Origin of the sequence: Pseudoalteromonas sp. NZS71_1 (assembly GCF_015864305.1) — a bacterium.
GTDB classification, from domain to species: Bacteria; Pseudomonadota; Gammaproteobacteria; order Enterobacterales; family Alteromonadaceae; genus Pseudoalteromonas; species Pseudoalteromonas arctica.
This window is the reverse complement of sequence record NZ_JADYXM010000020.1, coordinates 17522-33604: the sequence shown is the minus strand read 5'-3', so window position 1 is coordinate 33604 and position 16083 is coordinate 17522. Positions and strand designations below refer to the sequence as shown.

General features: G+C 40.0%; 11 protein-coding genes. 8 read left to right on the top strand and 3 right to left on the bottom strand.

Going from position 1 to position 16083, the window contains the following annotated elements; translation table 11 throughout:
* Nucleotides 1-8 precede the first annotated feature (8 nt).
* The 7 genes from dnaN to I6F43_RS19015 all read left to right on the top strand — a co-directional run bounded on the left by dnaN (nt 9) and on the right by I6F43_RS19015 (nt 9985).
* Nucleotides 9-1112 carry a DNA polymerase III subunit beta gene (gene dnaN / locus I6F43_RS19045; protein ID WP_010555149.1) on the top strand — a complete coding sequence of 368 codons (1104 nt, stop codon included), beginning with the start codon at nt 9-11 and terminating at the stop codon, nt 1110-1112.
* 15 nt (nt 1113-1127) lie between these two features.
* Entirely contained in the window at nt 1128-2222 is a 1095-nt protein-coding gene (gene recF, locus I6F43_RS19040) for a DNA replication/repair protein RecF (protein ID WP_008138030.1), read from the top strand.
* Nucleotides 2223-2234: 12 nt separating this feature from the next.
* Entirely contained in the window at nt 2235-4661 is a 2427-nt protein-coding gene (gene gyrB / locus I6F43_RS19035) for a DNA topoisomerase (ATP-hydrolyzing) subunit B (RefSeq protein WP_008172005.1), read from the top strand.
* Between the two features lie 142 nt (nt 4662-4803).
* Nucleotides 4804-5706, top strand: a complete 903-nt coding sequence (gene glyQ, locus I6F43_RS19030; protein ID WP_007584197.1) for a glycine--tRNA ligase subunit alpha — start codon at nt 4804-4806, stop codon at nt 5704-5706.
* A gap of 2 nt (nt 5707-5708) precedes the next feature.
* Nucleotides 5709-7778, top strand: a complete 2070-nt coding sequence (gene glyS, locus I6F43_RS19025; protein ID WP_197103598.1) for a glycine--tRNA ligase subunit beta — start codon at nt 5709-5711, stop codon at nt 7776-7778.
* A 74-nt stretch (nt 7779-7852) separates the two neighbouring features.
* Nucleotides 7853-8302: a hypothetical protein gene (locus tag I6F43_RS19020; protein WP_197103596.1), complete on the top strand. Its 450-nt coding sequence runs from the start codon at nt 7853-7855 to the stop codon at nt 8300-8302.
* A 57-nt stretch (nt 8303-8359) separates the two neighbouring features.
* Entirely contained in the window at nt 8360-9985 is a 1626-nt protein-coding gene (locus I6F43_RS19015; protein WP_024599955.1) for a KAP family P-loop NTPase fold protein, read from the top strand.
* A gap of 4 nt (nt 9986-9989) precedes the next feature.
* Here the strand turns inward: I6F43_RS19015 and tusA are convergent, their stop codons facing one another.
* The 3 genes from tusA to fadB form a co-directional block, all read right to left on the bottom strand.
* Nucleotides 9990-10229, bottom strand: a complete 240-nt coding sequence (gene tusA / locus I6F43_RS19010) for a sulfurtransferase TusA (RefSeq protein ID WP_007377644.1) — start codon at nt 10227-10229, stop codon at nt 9990-9992.
* Between the two features lie 316 nt (nt 10230-10545).
* Nucleotides 10546-11715 (bottom strand): acetyl-CoA C-acyltransferase FadA, encoded by a 1170-nt coding sequence (gene fadA, locus I6F43_RS19005; protein ID WP_007584192.1) that lies wholly within the window; start codon nt 11713-11715, stop codon nt 10546-10548.
* 4 nt (nt 11716-11719) lie between these two features.
* Nucleotides 11720-13879 (bottom strand): fatty acid oxidation complex subunit alpha FadB, encoded by a 2160-nt coding sequence (gene fadB / locus I6F43_RS19000; protein ID WP_165722844.1) that lies wholly within the window; start codon nt 13877-13879, stop codon nt 11720-11722.
* A gap of 192 nt (nt 13880-14071) precedes the next feature.
* On the opposite strand from fadB, the gene I6F43_RS18995 reads away from it, so the two are divergent.
* A complete protein-coding gene (locus I6F43_RS18995; protein WP_007584188.1) occupies nt 14072-15958 on the top strand; it encodes a transglycosylase SLT domain-containing protein in 1887 nt (628 codons plus the stop codon).
* Nucleotides 15959-16083: the final 125 nt, after the last annotated feature.

The following is a 16083-nucleotide window of genomic DNA, read 5'->3' as shown; positions in this document are numbered from 1 at the left end:
ACTTTATTATGCAAATAACAATATCAAGACAACAATTTTTAAAGCCATTGGTGCAAGTGTCGGGCGCAATAGAGCGCAAACACACGTTGCCAATTTTATCTAACGTTTTGTTAGTGGTAGAAAACGGACAACTTTCAATGACGGGTACTGACCTTGAAATTGAATTAGTTTCTGGCGTATTTGTAGGTGATGATATTGCCGATACAAAACTAACGTTACCCGCTAAAAAGTTACTCGATATTTGTAAAAGTCTACCAGATGGTTCAGACATTACTTTAAGCTTGCAAGAGCATCAATTACTTTTAACCAGTGGTAAAAGCCGTTTTTCATTAACGACTTTATCGGCTGATGATTTTCCTAATTTAGAAGAGTGGGACGGAGAGGTTGAATTTCAACTAACTCGTTTAGAGCTTCGTAAGTTACTCGAAAGCACGCATTTTTCGATGGCAAATCAAGACGTACGTTATTACTTAAATGGTATGTCGTTTGAAGTAGATAATACCGATATAAAAACAGTAGCAACAGATGGTCACCGTTTAGCTATAGCGCAAAAGCAATTAACGCAATCGCTTAATACACAACGTCAATTAATTATACCTCGCAAAGGTGTGCAAGAAATTATGCGCCTTATGGTAGCTGACGATGAATTGGTAACAATTCAGTTTGGTGCTAACCATATCCGTATTATTGATATTGAGTTTACATTTACAAGTAAACTGGTTGATGGGCGTTTTCCAGATTACCGTCGTGTATTACCACGTGGTGGCGACAAAGTAATTACAGCTAACCGAGAATGGTTACGTAATGCGTTCCAACGAGTGTCTATTTTATCTAATGAAAAGTTTCGTGGCGTACGCTTAAACTTATCAAATGGTTTATTAAAAATTACGGCCAACAACCCAGAGCAAGAACAAGCTGAAGAAGTTGTTGAAGTAAGTTACGAAGGTGCCGACCTAGAAATAGGGTTTAACGTGTCTTACGTATTAGACGTACTAAACACATTAAAAACAGAAGACGTACTATTTACATTAGCCGACTCAAACAGCAGTGCATTAATTGAAGGTGCAGGCGATGAAGAAGCAATGTACGTTGTTATGCCTATGCGTTTATAAGACTATAAATACATAATGAGCTTAAGTCATTTGAGCCTCAAATATTTTCGTAATATTGAGGCGCTGACGCTAGAACCAGTTAACGGCGTTAATATAATATATGGTGAAAATGGCAGCGGAAAAACCAGCCTTTTAGAGGCTATCTATTACCTTTCTCACGGCAAATCTTTTCGTACTCCAAAACACAAAAGTATTATCGCGCATCAGCAAGAGCAGTTTGTAATTCACGGGCGCAAAACAATACACGACTTATCTATTCCAATTGGTATTAGTAAAACCCAAACGGGTGAAACTAATTTAAAAATTCAAGGTAAGGCGAGCCGTAAAATATCCGAACTAGCTCAACTCATGCCAGTGCAAATTATTACACCAGAGAGTTATTCTTTATTTTTTGGTGGGCCTAAAGAGCGCAGAAAGTTTTTAGATTTAGGTTTGTTCCACGTGGAACATGAGTTCTTTTTTTTATGGCAATCGTTCAATAAAGTACTTAAACAACGTAATGCATTGTTAAAAACTAAGCCCAAGAATTATTTTGACCAAATTAAGTTTTGGGACAAAGAATTTGTTAGACTGGCTGAAGAAATAAATAAATTAAGATTGGCGTATATAAGTAGGTTTAAGCAGCAGTTTTTTGATAAAATGTGTGCAGAATTAACGCTTGTACGTGATTTAGAAATGACCTTTAACGCAGGCTGGAAAGAGACCGAATCTCTTGCAGATGCGTTAGAGCAAAACTTTGAGCGAGATGCTCGCCAAGGATTTACAAGTAAAGGCCCTCATAAGGCCGATTTTAGTTTTAGTGTCGCTGGCAACAGTGTGGAGAATACATTCTCACGCGGTCAATTGAAGTTACTATTATATGCGTTAAAAGTTACGCAAAATAGCTTAATTGAGTCAGAGACAGATAAGCAATCTATATTGCTAATAGATGATCTACCTTCAGAGTTAGGCGAAGATACAAAAGAGAAAGTGGGACAATTACTTGCTCACTGCAGTTCTCAAATTTTTATCTCTTCAATTTTGTCTGAAAGTATTTCTGCTGTGGTGGAACCCATGCAACGAGAACTACAAATGTTCCACGTGAAACATGGCAACCTAATAACAAGATAAGTGGGATTAACCATGTCTGAGAATTATGACTCGTCGAGTATTAAAGTACTTAAAGGATTAGACGCAGTAAGAAAGCGTCCTGGAATGTATATTGGGGACACCGATGATGGCACAGGCTTACACCACATGGTGTTTGAGGTCGTTGATAACTCGATCGATGAAGCCTTAGCAGGTCATTGTGATGATATTTATGTAACGATTCACTTAGACGGTTCTGTCTCAGTACGAGATAACGGTCGTGGTATTCCAACTTCTATCCATGAAGAAGAAGGCGTATCAGCAGCCGAAGTTATTATGACGGTACTTCATGCCGGTGGTAAGTTTGATGATAACTCTTATAAAGTATCTGGTGGCTTACACGGTGTTGGTGTTTCTGTTGTAAATGCACTTTCAGAAAAGCTAAAACTTACAGTTCGCCGTGAAGGTAAACTTCATGAGCAGTTTTACACTATGGGTGTTCCAGATGCACCTTTAGCTGTTATTGGTGAATCAGACACGACTGGTACAGAACTGCGTTTTTGGCCAAGTGGTGAAACATTCACAAACTTAGATTTTCATTACGAAATTTTAGCTAAGCGTTTACGCGAGCTTTCATTCCTAAATTCAGGTGTGAGCATCATTTTAAATGATGAACGTGAAGAAAATAAATCTGACCACTTTAAATACGAAGGCGGTATTCAAGCTTTCGTTGAATACTTAAACCGTAATAAAACACCTATACATAAAGGTGTATTCCATTTTACTCACGAACGTGAAGAAGATGGTATTAGCGTTGAAGTATCAATGCAGTGGAATGATGCATACCAAGAAAACATTTACTGTTTCACAAATAATATTCCACAACGTGATGGTGGTACTCACTTAGCCGGTTTTAGATCAGCGCTAACACGTACACTTAATAACTACATGGAAAAAGAAGGCTTTAACAAAAAAGCTAAAACAACCAGCAATGCTACCGGTGATGATGCCCGTGAAGGCTTAACGGCTGTTGTTAGTGTTAAAGTTCCTGATCCTAAGTTCTCATCGCAAACTAAAGACAAGCTCGTTTCAAGTGAAGTTAAGTCTGCAGTTGAACAAGCAATGGCTGAAAAATTCACTGAGTTTTTATTAGAAAACCCAACTGATGCCAAAATTGTTGTAGGTAAGATTATTGATGCCTCACGTGCTCGTGAAGCGGCGCGTAAAGCCCGTGAAATGACACGTCGTAAAGGTGCAATGGACTTAGCAGGCTTACCTGGTAAGCTAGCTGATTGCCAAGAAAAAGATCCTGCCCAATCTGAACTATATATAGTGGAAGGGGACTCTGCTGGCGGATCAGCCAAGCAGGGACGTAACCGTAAAAACCAAGCTATTCTTCCGCTTAAAGGTAAAATCTTAAACGTAGAAAAAGCACGTTTTGATAAAATGTTATCTTCGCAAGAAGTAGCAACACTAATTACTGCATTAGGGTGTGGTATTGGTCGTGACGAATATAACCCTGAGAAATTACGTTACCATCGCATTATAATCATGACCGATGCGGACGTGGATGGTTCTCACATTCGTACGTTACTATTAACATTCTTCTATCGCCAAATGCCTGAAATTGTAGAACGCGGCTATATTTACATTGCTCAACCACCACTTTATAAAGTGAAAAAAGGTAAGCAAGAGCGTTATATTAAAGATGACCCTGCATTAGTTGAATACCTAACATCGCTTGCTCTTAATGGTGCAGCGTTGTATGCAAGTACAGATGCACCAGCTCTTGAAGGTGAGGCACTAGAAGAAATCGTTCACGATTATCAAAACACAGTTAAAGTAATTGAGCGTTTAAAGCGTAAATACCCTAACACGGTAATGGAACGCTTAATTTATCAAACAGAATTGAAAACTGATGACCTTTCAGATGAAGCTAAAGTAATTGCTTGGACTAAAGTGTTGGTTGACGACCTGATTGCACGTGATGAAGATGCGACTATTTTCCATGCTGGTACAGAGCATGATGCTGAGCGTAATATGTATTACCCGGTTGTGAATATTCGTCAGCACGGTGTAGATAAAGCACACGTACTTCATTATGACTTTATTGCGTCACGTGACTACCAACGCATTGCTGTGACTGGTACTAACATCGCAAACATCCTTAGCGAAGGTGCATATATTCAACGTGGTGAGAAAACAAAACCTGTTGATAACTTTGTGGATGCTTTGGAATGGTTGATCACAGAATCGAAGCGCGGGATCTATATTCAACGCTATAAAGGACTGGGCGAAATGAACCCAAGCCAGCTTTGGGAGACCACAATGGATCCTAGTGCTCGCCGTATGTTACAAGTAACGATCGAAGATGCTGTTGGCGCGGATCAATTATTTGCGACCTTAATGGGTGACCAAGTAGAGCCTCGTCGTGAGTTTATTGAAAAGAACGCACTACGTGTAGTTAACTTAGACGTGTAAAAAATATTGCTCACATAGAAAAAGGAGCCTAATGGCTCCTTTTTTATTTTCTTCAATTACACAAACTGCTTAAAACCTGAGTGTACACACGGTATACTAAGGGTAATTTTCACGCTACTTCTTAGATAGTAAAAAGCCAAATATGCAAAAATATGACGTAAAAACCTTTCAAGGTTTGATCCTGGCTTTACAGGATTATTGGGCGCAGCAAGGCTGTGTCATTATTCAACCACTTGATATGGAAGTGGGCGCAGGGACATTTCACCCGCAAACTTTTTTAAAGTCTATTGGTCCAGAGCCAATGGCGAGTGCATACGTGCAACCGTGTCGTCGTCCTACCGATGGTCGCTACGGTGAAAATCCAAATCGCTTACAACACTACTACCAATTTCAGGTAGTTTTAAAGCCATCGCCAGATAACATCCAAGAGCTTTATTTAGGCTCTTTAGCGGCTATGGGTATCGATACACTAACTCACGAAGTTCGCTTTGTAGAAGACAACTGGGAATCACCTACGTTAGGTGCGTGGGGCCTAGGTTGGGAAATTTGGTTAAACGGCATGGAAGTAACGCAGTTTACCTACTTCCAACAAGTTGGTGGTATTGAGTGTTCACCAGTAACGGGTGAGATCACTTACGGCCTAGAGCGTTTAGCAATGTACATTCAAGGCGTAGATAGTATTTACGACTTAGTATGGGCAGACGGTCCACTAGGGCGCGTAACCTACGGCGACGTGTTCCATCAAAATGAAGTAGAGCAGTCTACTTACAATTTTGAACACGCAAATGTAGAAGACTTATTTGCTCAGTTTGATAAATGTGAAGCAGAGAGCCAAAAGTTAATTGAAGCAAACTTACCACTACCGGCTTACGAGCAAGTAATGAAAGCATCGCACGCATTTAACTTACTAGACGCACGCCACGCAATTTCGGTAACCGAACGTCAACGTTATATTTTACGAGTACGTGCGTTATCAAAAGCGTGTGCACAAAGTTACTATGACAAACGCGAAGCGCTTGGTTTCCCGCTGTGTAAGGATAAGTAAGTATGTCAGCACAAAATTTATTAGTAGAAATTGGCACAGAAGAGTTGCCACCAAAAGCACTGCGTAAATTAGCAGAAGCCTTTGCTGCAAACTTAACTGCAGAGCTTGAAACACTAGAGTTAGCACATCAAGGCGTAAGCTGGTATGCATCGCCTCGTCGTTTAGGTTTACAAGTAAAAGCGCTTGAAGCTAAGCAACAAGACAAAGAAGTTGAAAAACGCGGTCCAGCAACTAAAGCCGCATTTGACGGTGACGGTAACCCAACAAAAGCAGCAATGGGTTGGGCACGTGGTTGTGGTATTGAAGTAAAAGACGCACAAACACTCGAAACAGACAAAGGCGCATGGTTATTGCACATTGCTAAAGTAGCAGGGCAAGAAACTAAAACGCTAATGACTGGTGCAATTACTAAAGCGTTGGCTAAATTACCAATTCCTAAACCAATGCGTTGGGGCGCGAATAAAACACAATTTATTCGTCCTGTGCATACGGTAACTATTTTGTTTGGTGATGAGCTACTTGAAGGCGAAATTCTTGGTAAGAAAATAACTAACCAGCTTCAGGGTCATCGTTTTCATCACCCAGAAAAAATTAGCATAAACCATGCGGACGACGTTTTTGACGTACTTAAATCTGCTTACGTTATTGCTGATTACGAACAACGTAAAGCACAAATTCGTACGCAAATAGAAGAGGCTGCAAAAGCAGTTAATGCTGTTGTTGCAATGGATGAAGATTTACTAGAAGAAGTAACATCACTTGTAGAGTGGCCAGTTACTTTAACGGCAACATTTGAAGAAGCATTTTTAGATGTACCAGCCGAAGCGTTAATTTACACCATGAAAGACGATCAAAAATACTTTCCGTTATTAGATCAAAACGGCAAACTTTTAAATAAATTTTTGTTTGTATCTAACATCGAGAGTAAAGATCCAAGTGTGGTTATTTCTGGTAACGAAAAAGTAGTGCGCCCGCGTTTAGCCGATGCACAGTTCTTCTTTGAAACAGATAAAAAGAAAACTCTAGAAAGCCGATTAGAATCGCTTGATAGCGTATTGTTCCAAAAGCAACTTGGTACGCTTAAAGATAAGTCTGAGCGCATTAGTGAGCTTGCAGGTTATATTGCTGAGCAATTAGGTGCTGATAAAGTACTAGCACAGCGTGCAGGCTTATTAAGTAAAACTGACCTAATGACTGAAATGGTAATGGAATTTACCGACGTGCAAGGTGTAATGGGAATGCATTACGCTCGCCACGATGGTGAAGCCGAAGATGTAGCCGTAGCGCAAAACGAGCAGTACATGCCACGCTTTGCAGGCGACAACTTACCTACAAACTTAATTAGCTGCGCAGTAGCGATTGCTGATAAGTTTGACACGCTGGTGGGTATTTTTGGTATAGGCCAAGCACCTAAGGGTGACAAAGACCCATTTGCTCTTCGTCGTGCTGCTATTGGTGCACTTCGCATTATGGTAGAAAAAGAGCTACCACTTGATATTTTAGACCTAGTAGCTAAATCGCAAACATTGTTTGGCGACAAGTTAACTAACTTAAATGTATCAACTGACGTATTTGAATTTATGCTAGGACGCTTCCGTGCTTGGTATCAAGACGAAGGTATTGAAGTAGACGTAATTCAAGCTGTGCTTGCACGTCGTCCGACTAAACCTGTTGATTTTGATCGCCGTGTTAAAGCCGTAAGCCACTTCCGTACATTAGACGCAGCAGAAGCGCTTGCAGCAGCTAATAAGCGTGTAGGTAACATTCTGGCTAAAAACGACATTACCAGCCAAGGTAGTGTTGATGAGAGCTTATTAAGCGACGACGCTGAAAAAGTATTGGCATCACAAGTAGCAAAATTTGCCACTGACCTTGCACCACTTTACGCAGATGGAAACTACCAAGAAGCATTAAGCCAATTGGCCGGTATTCGACAAAGTGTTGATAACTTTTTTGACAACGTAATGGTTATGGCCGACGATGAAGCAGTTAAGCAAAATCGTCTTGCGCTGCTAAGCCAGTTAAGCGGATTGTTTTTAGGTATTGCAGATATTTCTGTTTTACAAAAATAACACCGATTAACAATTTTAAAAGCCAGCGTTTTGCTGGCTTTTTAGTTTTCACTGTATGCAAAGGATACTCATTGATGATCTCCATGAAAAGAATTTTAACGTTAGCGCTTGCCAGTTTACTTACTGCCTGTACAAGCCAAATTTCGATTAACGATGTATTACCTCAGCAAGAGCTTGACCGCACAATTTACTTACGTGGCGACTTTACACTATGGGATGCAGAACCCCAGTATCAGTTTGCGCCAGTTGGCCCTGCGCTTTATCAAGCAGAAGTTAAATTTTCGACGCCTGGTAAAGTGTACGAATTTAAAATAGCTGATGCCGATTTTAGTGAAGGCTACAACTGTGGTTACAGCGACTCACAACCAGCAGGGCAAAGCCTAACACTCGGCCAACCAGCTATCGCAGACTGTAATACTATTTATAACTACTTTAGTTTCACACCAGCAATAAAAGGCACATACATAGTAAGTATTGATTACAGTGACTACGACAAGCCACAAGTGACGATAACGAAGAAGTGATAGCTGTATTTTTAAAGCTGCCCGAGTGAATTAATGGATTTGTGACAAGGACGTTGTATGAAAACTAAAGAATGGAACGAAGAAATAAAAATTGATGATATTACTTATCCTGCTGATCAACTAAATAGAAAGCAAGATGCAGAACTGCTTACTAAGATCCTTGTTCGTCGCTCAAATGCGAATAGGGAGAAGCCCAATAAATCCTCTTATGTAATTAACGTAAATGCGGAATGGGGGGCAGGTAAAACTTATTTCGTAAAACGTTGGGCTGAAAACTTAAAGCATGAACATCCGGTTGTTTACATAGATGCTTGGTCGAATGATTTTATGGATTCACCTATTATTACAGTGCTTGCTGAAATACAAGAGCAACTTTTAGAAACAATCAACAAAAGTCATTTAACTCAAGCCAAAAGAAAAAGCTTTAAAAATATAGGTATATCTGTCTTACCAAAAATTTTAGCAGCATTGGTTAAGCGATATGGTGGCTTTGATATTGAAGACCTATTTGTAGACGAAAACTCTGACACAGATGGTACTTCTTCATCAACACAAAATAATAAACCATTAGATTTGTCAGCAGCTATGGAAGCAATGACAACACAAGCATTTAAAGAACATAGTGACTATAAGAAGGGGGTAAATGAGCTAAAGCGCACCATTAAGGAGTTAGTAAAATACTCGATTGAAAAGCCAAAAGGAGACTTACAAGCAATAGCTCGAAGTTATCCTGCGTTTATTTTTATAGATGAGTTAGATCGGTGCCGACCAACGTTCGCTGTAGAGATGCTAGAAGCAATAAAGCATATTTTTGATATAGAAGGTTTGGTAATTATCGTTTCAACACATACTGAAGAGCTACAGCATACTATCAAGGCTTTATATGGAAGTAACTTTAATGCAGATAATTATTTAAGACGCTTTTTCGATACAAAATATCATCTTGACGTGAATGTTTCAGCTTCTCTACTTGAGGCTAATTGTGACTTCTCAATTTTGCATAGCGATAAATTGAAAGAGCGTAGTATTTTGCTTTTTCCATTTCTTACTACAAATGATGAAGAGCTTAAAAAGCAAATCTCATTACTAGTTGTAAAAATTGCTCATTGGAAAAAGCTAGCACCAAGGTCTGCAATACAATTGGCTGATAGATTACTAACATCTATTGAGTTAATAGAGAGAGAGAAAACCGTAGACATTGTAATTTTATCAGTACTGATATGTTTATACATGTTTGATAAACCAGAGTTTGATTATTTTCATCAATTCTTTAGTGATTACCATTTTGTGTTTGATTTGAACGACGCTAATTCAAAAGTTTCAGATGAAAGTCTCAACCTCCCTGAAACATTAGAAAAGATGCTTTCAATGGCTCAACAACCCGATAGTTATAAGCAGATATTAAATTTAAAAAGTTATGAACATCAGAATCTAATACAACAACATCTTAGCTTTTCAGAGATAAATATTTTGTCATATTTTGAATACTTTAGAAAAGTATTGGGTAGAGCAAACAGTATCAAGACTGATGGTTATATGAATATGTTTGGTTATGATGGAAGGCATAAAATTACTGAGTCTCAATTACTGCAAGCACATATGACTTTCTTTGGTGTTAACAAATTAACTTTTAAAAACTATTTGGATTTAATTAGTTTAACCAATAAATTTTCTAATAGCTGATAGCTCACAACCCTTTCTTAACCACATATCTATACGGTGCTTCTTCTGCATCTTTAGCCACCAGCGTGTGATCCATAAACGTACAAAAACTCGGAATATCTCGAGTCGTTGACGGATCGTCTGCGGTTATTAATAACGTTTCACCATCACTCATTTTACGAATAGCAGCACGTACCATCATTACTGGCTCTGGGCAGCGAAGGCCTATGGCATCTAATTGGTGATCGGGATTATCAAAGCTCATAATAAATTGGCCTGTTTAATTAAAGTGGTTGCTGTGTACACGAGTGCTTAGGTATAGCAATTAATAAGTTTGGGAGTTTAACGCAATTTTAAGTGTAATTTAACTATTTTACTTATCTTAATATGCCCATATTATTTGAAACTTTATTGCTGCAAAAGACTTTATTTAATAATACGCCCGATCACATAATTACGCTGTTACATGCTTGTTTGATAAAGGGTCGTTTTCACTTAATTAAAGCTAATAAAAAAGGCGAACTGAATAAAATCAGTCCGCCTTTTTAATCACCAAGATGGTTTTACATGTTTAAAACTAATTAGTCTTGAACACGTTCAAATACAGTGGCAATGCCTTGGCCTAAACCAATACACATAGTTGCTAAACCGTATCGTACATTTTTGTCTTCCATTAAGTGAATAAGCGATGTGCTAATACGCGAACCCGAACAACCCAGAGGGTGACCAAGTGCGATTGCGCCGCCATTTAAATTCACTTTTTCGTCAACAACATCCATTAACCCTAAATCTTTCATTACAGGTAATGATTGTGCTGCAAAGGCTTCGTTAAGTTCTACTACGCCTAGGTCATCAATTGTAATACCGGCTTGAGCAAGTGCTTTTTTACTTGCTGGTACTGGGCCGTAACCCATAATTGATGGATCGCAACCAGCGACTGCCATTGCTTTAATGCGCGCACGAATTGGTAAGCCAAGTTCTTTTGCTTTTTCTTCGCTCATTACTAACATTGCAGATGCGCCGTCAGAAAGTGCAGAAGACGTACCGGCTGTTACCGTGCCCGATGCAGGATTAAATACAGGGCGAAGCTTTGATAGGCCTTCTACTGTTGTTTCTGGGCGAATTACTTCGTCGTCTTCAACTAATATAAGAGAACCATCTGCTGCGTGACCTTCCATTGCTAAAATTTCGCGACGAAAACGGCCTTCAACAGTTGCCGCTTGTGCACGTTGATGTGAGCGGTAAGCAAATTCATCTTGTTGCTCACGGCTAATGCCATGAAGCGTTGCAAGGTATTCTGCTGTTAAACCCATTGAGCCCGATGCTTGTGCAATCGTTGTTGCAAGGCCTGGGTGAAAGTCGTTGCCGTGAGTCATAGGTACGTGACCCATGTGCTCAACACCACCAATTAGGTAAGTGTCGCCAGCGCCTGTCATTATTGCGCGTGCTGCGTCATGCAATGCTTGCATTGACGATCCACATAAACGGTTAACCGTTACAGCTGGTACGCTGTGTGGAATACCTGCAAGTAATGCTGCGTTACGTGCTACGTTAAAACCTTGCTCTAATGTTTGCTGTACACAACCCCAATAAATATCGTCAATTGATGCTGGATCAACTGCTGGGTTGCGATCAAGTAAGCCTTTCATTAAATGTGCGCTTAAGTCTTCAGCACGTTTATGTTTGAATACACCACTTTTAGAGCGACCCATTGGTGTGCGGATACAATCTACAATTACTGGATTATTCATGATATTAACCTTCCACCTTATAGAAAACACGACCTTCTTCGGCCCACTTGCGAGTTTGCTCAGATACTTGGTAAATCGCACCTAGGTGAGCGTATTTGTCTGCTGCTGCAACAAAGTTAGCCAAACCAGTTTGATCTAAGTAACGGAACGCGCCGCCTCTAAATGGAGGGAAACCAACACCGTAAACTAATGCCATATCTGCTTCTTGCGCAGAGGCAACAATGCCTTCTTGCAAACACAGTAGCACTTCGTTGATCATTGGAATCATACAACGGTCGATGATTTCTTGTTTATCAAATTCTTTTGGTGCGTCTGTAATTGGGCTTAGTAGCTCAACTGCTGTCTCGTCATGAGACTTTTTAAGACGACCGCGACGATCTGTTTCGTATTTGTAAAAACCGGCTTTGTTCTTTTGACCAAAACGTTTTTCGTTGGCAAAAATAGTCACAGGGTCTTTATCAGCACGCGCCATACGTTCAGGGAAACCGTCGGCCATTACGCCAGTACAATGGAACGCTGTATCAATACCTACAACATCAAGTAGGTAAGCCGGACCCATAGGCCAGCCAAATACGTTTTCCATTACTTTATCTACTTTTGCAAAGTTAGCGCCTTCAACCACTAATTTGCTAAAACCTGCAAAGTAAGGGAATAAAACACGGTTTACAAAGAAGCCTGGGCAATCATTAACAACAATTGGCGATTTACCTAATTTAAGCGCGTAATCGACTACTGCATTAATTGTTTTATCTGACGTTTTAGCACCACGGATAATTTCTACTAATGGCATTTTGGGCACTGGATTGAAAAAGTGCATACCACAGAAGTTTTCTGGTTTATCGAGTGCTTCTGCTAATAAATCAATACAAATAGTTGATGTGTTTGAAGTAAGTACCGTACCTTCTGGCATGGTCTTTTCAAGATCAGCGAGTACTGCTTGCTTAACTTTAGGGTTTTCTACAACGGCTTCAACAATAATGTTGGCACTTTGTAGGTCTGACGCGTTAAGTGTTGGCTTAATTTTGCTAAGTGTTGCCAACATTTTTTCCATTGGCATGTGGCCACGCTTAACTTTTGCGCCTAATAACTTAGACGCTTCACCCATACCTAAATCAAGCGCATCTTGTTGGATGTCTTTCATTATAATAGGAGTGCCTTTATAAGCAGACTGGTATGCAATACCGCCACCCATAATACCAGCACCTAATACAGCGGCTTGTTTAATTTCTACATCGCTTTGTTTAGCAAATTTACGTGCTTTACCTTTAATGTATTGGTCAGCTAGGAATATACCTGTCTGTGCAGCTGCTTCAGGTGTACGTGCTAATTTAGCAAAGTTAGCGTTTTCGATTGCCATTGCTTCATCGCGAGTACAGTTTGCCGCTGCTTTAATAGTACGTACAGCCATAACCGGTGCAGGATAGTGGCCTTTGGTTTTACCCATTACCATACCTTCTGCCATAGCAAAGCTCATGCCTTGCTCAACACGGTTTAATTTAAGTGGCTGTAGTTTTACGTTACGTTTTGCTTGCCAATCTAGCTTGCCAGCAATCGCCAGCTCAAGTGTTGATACACTTGACTCTAAAAGTTTGTCAGCACTAACTACCGCGTCAAACGCACCTACTTTAAGGGCATCTGCTGCGCGGTTTTCTGCGCCTGAGGTAATCCACATCATCGCGTTATCGGCGCCAATGATACGTGGTAAGCGCACTGTGCCACCAAAACCAGGCATTATGCCAAGTTTAACTTCTGGTAGGCCCATTTTAGCTGTTTCGCTTGCCACACGATAATCGGTAGCAAGTGCCCACTCACAACCACCGCCAAGTGCCATACCGTTTATAGCGCTTAGAGTTGGGAATGGTAAATCTTCGATTGCATCAAAAACGTCGGTTGCGTTTTTGATCCACACTACTAATTCTTCTTCAGGTTTAGTAAATGTAGGTAAAAATTCGAAGATATCGGCACCAATAATAAAGTGGTCTTTATCACTGGTAAAAATCATGCCTTTGATATCAGTATTGGCAGCTAATTCTTTTAATGCTGCTGCGCAATCTGAAAGAGTTTTTTGAGATAATGTGTTTACAGAACCTGCAACACAAAACTTAAACTCGGCGATGTTTTCCTTTAGGAAGCTAACTTCAAAGGAATCGCTTTTATATAACATTATTATTCTCCCTAGTTGACGAACTAAGACTGGTACGATGAGTTTGCATTTCAATCAGTGTGCTTGCTTTAAATTAAAAATGCAACGAAAAATTTAACTCGGTTACAATCGACTGGTTAAAATATAGCTGGTTTGGTGCTAAGGTGGTTGAAAAGTTTTTATTCACTACTTTAATTTTTATTAAAGGACATTATGAAAAAATATTTACTAAGTGTTGCGGCAGCTGCATTCATTTTCCCTCTTCACTCTGCCGAGGCAAGTATCGATAACGATGCCTTTTTAGATGCCGAAAAAAAAGTAAGGTATGGAAGTTACCAAGACTTTAAACAAGCGGTTAGTAACCTAAATCATCCGTTAAAACCGTATGTTGAAAAAACATATTGGCAACGTCACCCGAGTATTAAGCATCAGGCAGAGATAGAAGACTATTTAAATATATATCAGCATACACCGCTTGAGTGGCCGGTGCGCAAAGCGTGGTTGGAGTATTTAAAAGAGAACAATGAAAAAGCGGCGTATATACGCAACTACCGTGAAACTTCTAATACTGGGCTTACCTGTACTTATTTAGATTTTCAGCTCGACTTGGGCGCGCCTGAAAAGGCGATTCTAAATCAGGTGACCGACTTATGGGCCGTTGGTAAATCGCAACCTAATGGCTGTGATAGTTTGTTTTCTACGTGGCGTAAAAAAGGCTACATGAAAGAAGAAACGGTTTGGAAGCGTGTAACACTTGCTGCACAAGGCGGGACGCAAAGCTTATTACCTTACTTAAAAACTTTATTGCCAAGTAAGGATCGTTACTTAGCTGACTTATATTTAAAAGTGCGAAAAGATCCAAGCACGGCAGCTGGATTATATCGATATAAAAACAAGTCGGCTAAAGAAGGCCAAATAGCAATTTATGGTGTTAAGCGTTTGGTTTGGCGCGATAAAGAGCTTGCTTTAAAAGCATGGGAAAAACTAGAAAAAATATTTAAGTATAGTGATGAAGATAAAGCTGACGTGTATTACACCTTTGCGTTGTCACTTGCTTCAAGCGGGCATAAGCAAGCGAGCTTTTGGCTAAATAAAGTGCCGAAAGAGCGATTAGACAGCAAGCTTATTCAATGGCAACTGGGCAATATGCTCAAAACCCAAGATTGGGAAGGGATTGCTGCGTTTTTTACAGGAAAAGAGGATTTAAGCCTTGGCCAGCAATATTGGTTAGCTTATAGCTATGCTAAACGTGGCGAGCAACAAAAAGCAGACGATATTTGGAAAAAAGTAGCGGCTAATCGTGATTATTACGGCTTTTTAGCAGCAGCACGTTTAGGTTTGCCCGTTGATTTAAATAATCAACCTTTAGCAGTCGATAAGGTGCTTGTAGATAAAGTAAGTAATGCACCTGGCTTTAAGCGTGCAAAAGCACTTTATGATATTGAGCGCTTTACGTCGGCGCGCCGTGAGTGGAATTATTTAACGGATACGTCTAGCGATGAAGAAAAGCTAGCAGCATCACAACTATCTACCGATTTAGGTTGGCACGACAGTACTATTTTTACTTTAGCAAAAATTAAAGCGTGGGATAACGTAGAGCAACGTTTTCCGTTTGCGTTTCAAGATGTTTTTGAGCGCTACAGTAAACGTAGCAAGATAGATGTTGCCTGGAGTATTGCTATCGCAAGGCGCGAAAGCTCTTTTGCGCCAGATGCACGCTCGCATGCTAATGCACGTGGTTTAATGCAGTTATTACCTAGTACTGCTGAGTATGTAAATAAAGGCAGTGTGACAAGTAGTCGTTTATATCAACCTAAAACAAATATTAGGTTGGGTACGAGTTACTTACAGTACTTAAAAAAGAAAAACCATGGCAATGAGGTGCTGGCAACAGCTTCTTATAATGCGGGTTATCACCGTATAAAGCGTTGGTTACCTGATGACGCTATTCCGGCTGAGTTATGGGTAGAGCTTATTCCGTATCGCGAAACCCGCGATTACGTAAAAAATGTATTTGCGTACAGGCAGGTTTACCATACAAGAATGGGCCGAGAAGGTAATGTATTAGCGCCGCTACTCGAAATGAAAATGGGCGGTTGAATATATGATACCAATCGACCAATAACTTAACACGATAGGTATAGGTATTAATAAGGGGGATGTTTACATGTTAAATATCCCCCTTTTTTGAGCGCTTAGTGTTTAAGTGGTAGACTCAGAGCAAG

Coding starts and splice junctions, on each gene's coding strand:
- dnaN (WP_010555149.1), top strand. CDS start 9: ATGCAAATAACAATATCAAGACAACAATTTTTAAAGCCATTGGTGCAA.
- recF (WP_008138030.1), top strand. CDS start 1,128: ATGAGCTTAAGTCATTTGAGCCTCAAATATTTTCGTAATATTGAGGCG.
- gyrB (WP_008172005.1), top strand. CDS start 2,235: ATGTCTGAGAATTATGACTCGTCGAGTATTAAAGTACTTAAAGGATTA.
- glyQ (WP_007584197.1), top strand. CDS start 4,804: ATGCAAAAATATGACGTAAAAACCTTTCAAGGTTTGATCCTGGCTTTA.
- glyS (WP_197103598.1), top strand. CDS start 5,709: ATGTCAGCACAAAATTTATTAGTAGAAATTGGCACAGAAGAGTTGCCA.
- I6F43_RS19020 (WP_197103596.1), top strand. CDS start 7,853: ATGATCTCCATGAAAAGAATTTTAACGTTAGCGCTTGCCAGTTTACTT.
- I6F43_RS19015 (WP_024599955.1), top strand. CDS start 8,360: ATGAAAACTAAAGAATGGAACGAAGAAATAAAAATTGATGATATTACT.
- tusA (WP_007377644.1), bottom strand. CDS start 10,229: ATGAGCTTTGATAATCCCGATCACCAATTAGATGCCATAGGCCTTCGC.
- fadA (WP_007584192.1), bottom strand. CDS start 11,715: ATGAATAATCCAGTAATTGTAGATTGTATCCGCACACCAATGGGTCGC.
- fadB (WP_165722844.1), bottom strand. CDS start 13,879: ATGTTATATAAAAGCGATTCCTTTGAAGTTAGCTTCCTAAAGGAAAAC.
- I6F43_RS18995 (WP_007584188.1), top strand. CDS start 14,072: ATGAAAAAATATTTACTAAGTGTTGCGGCAGCTGCATTCATTTTCCCT.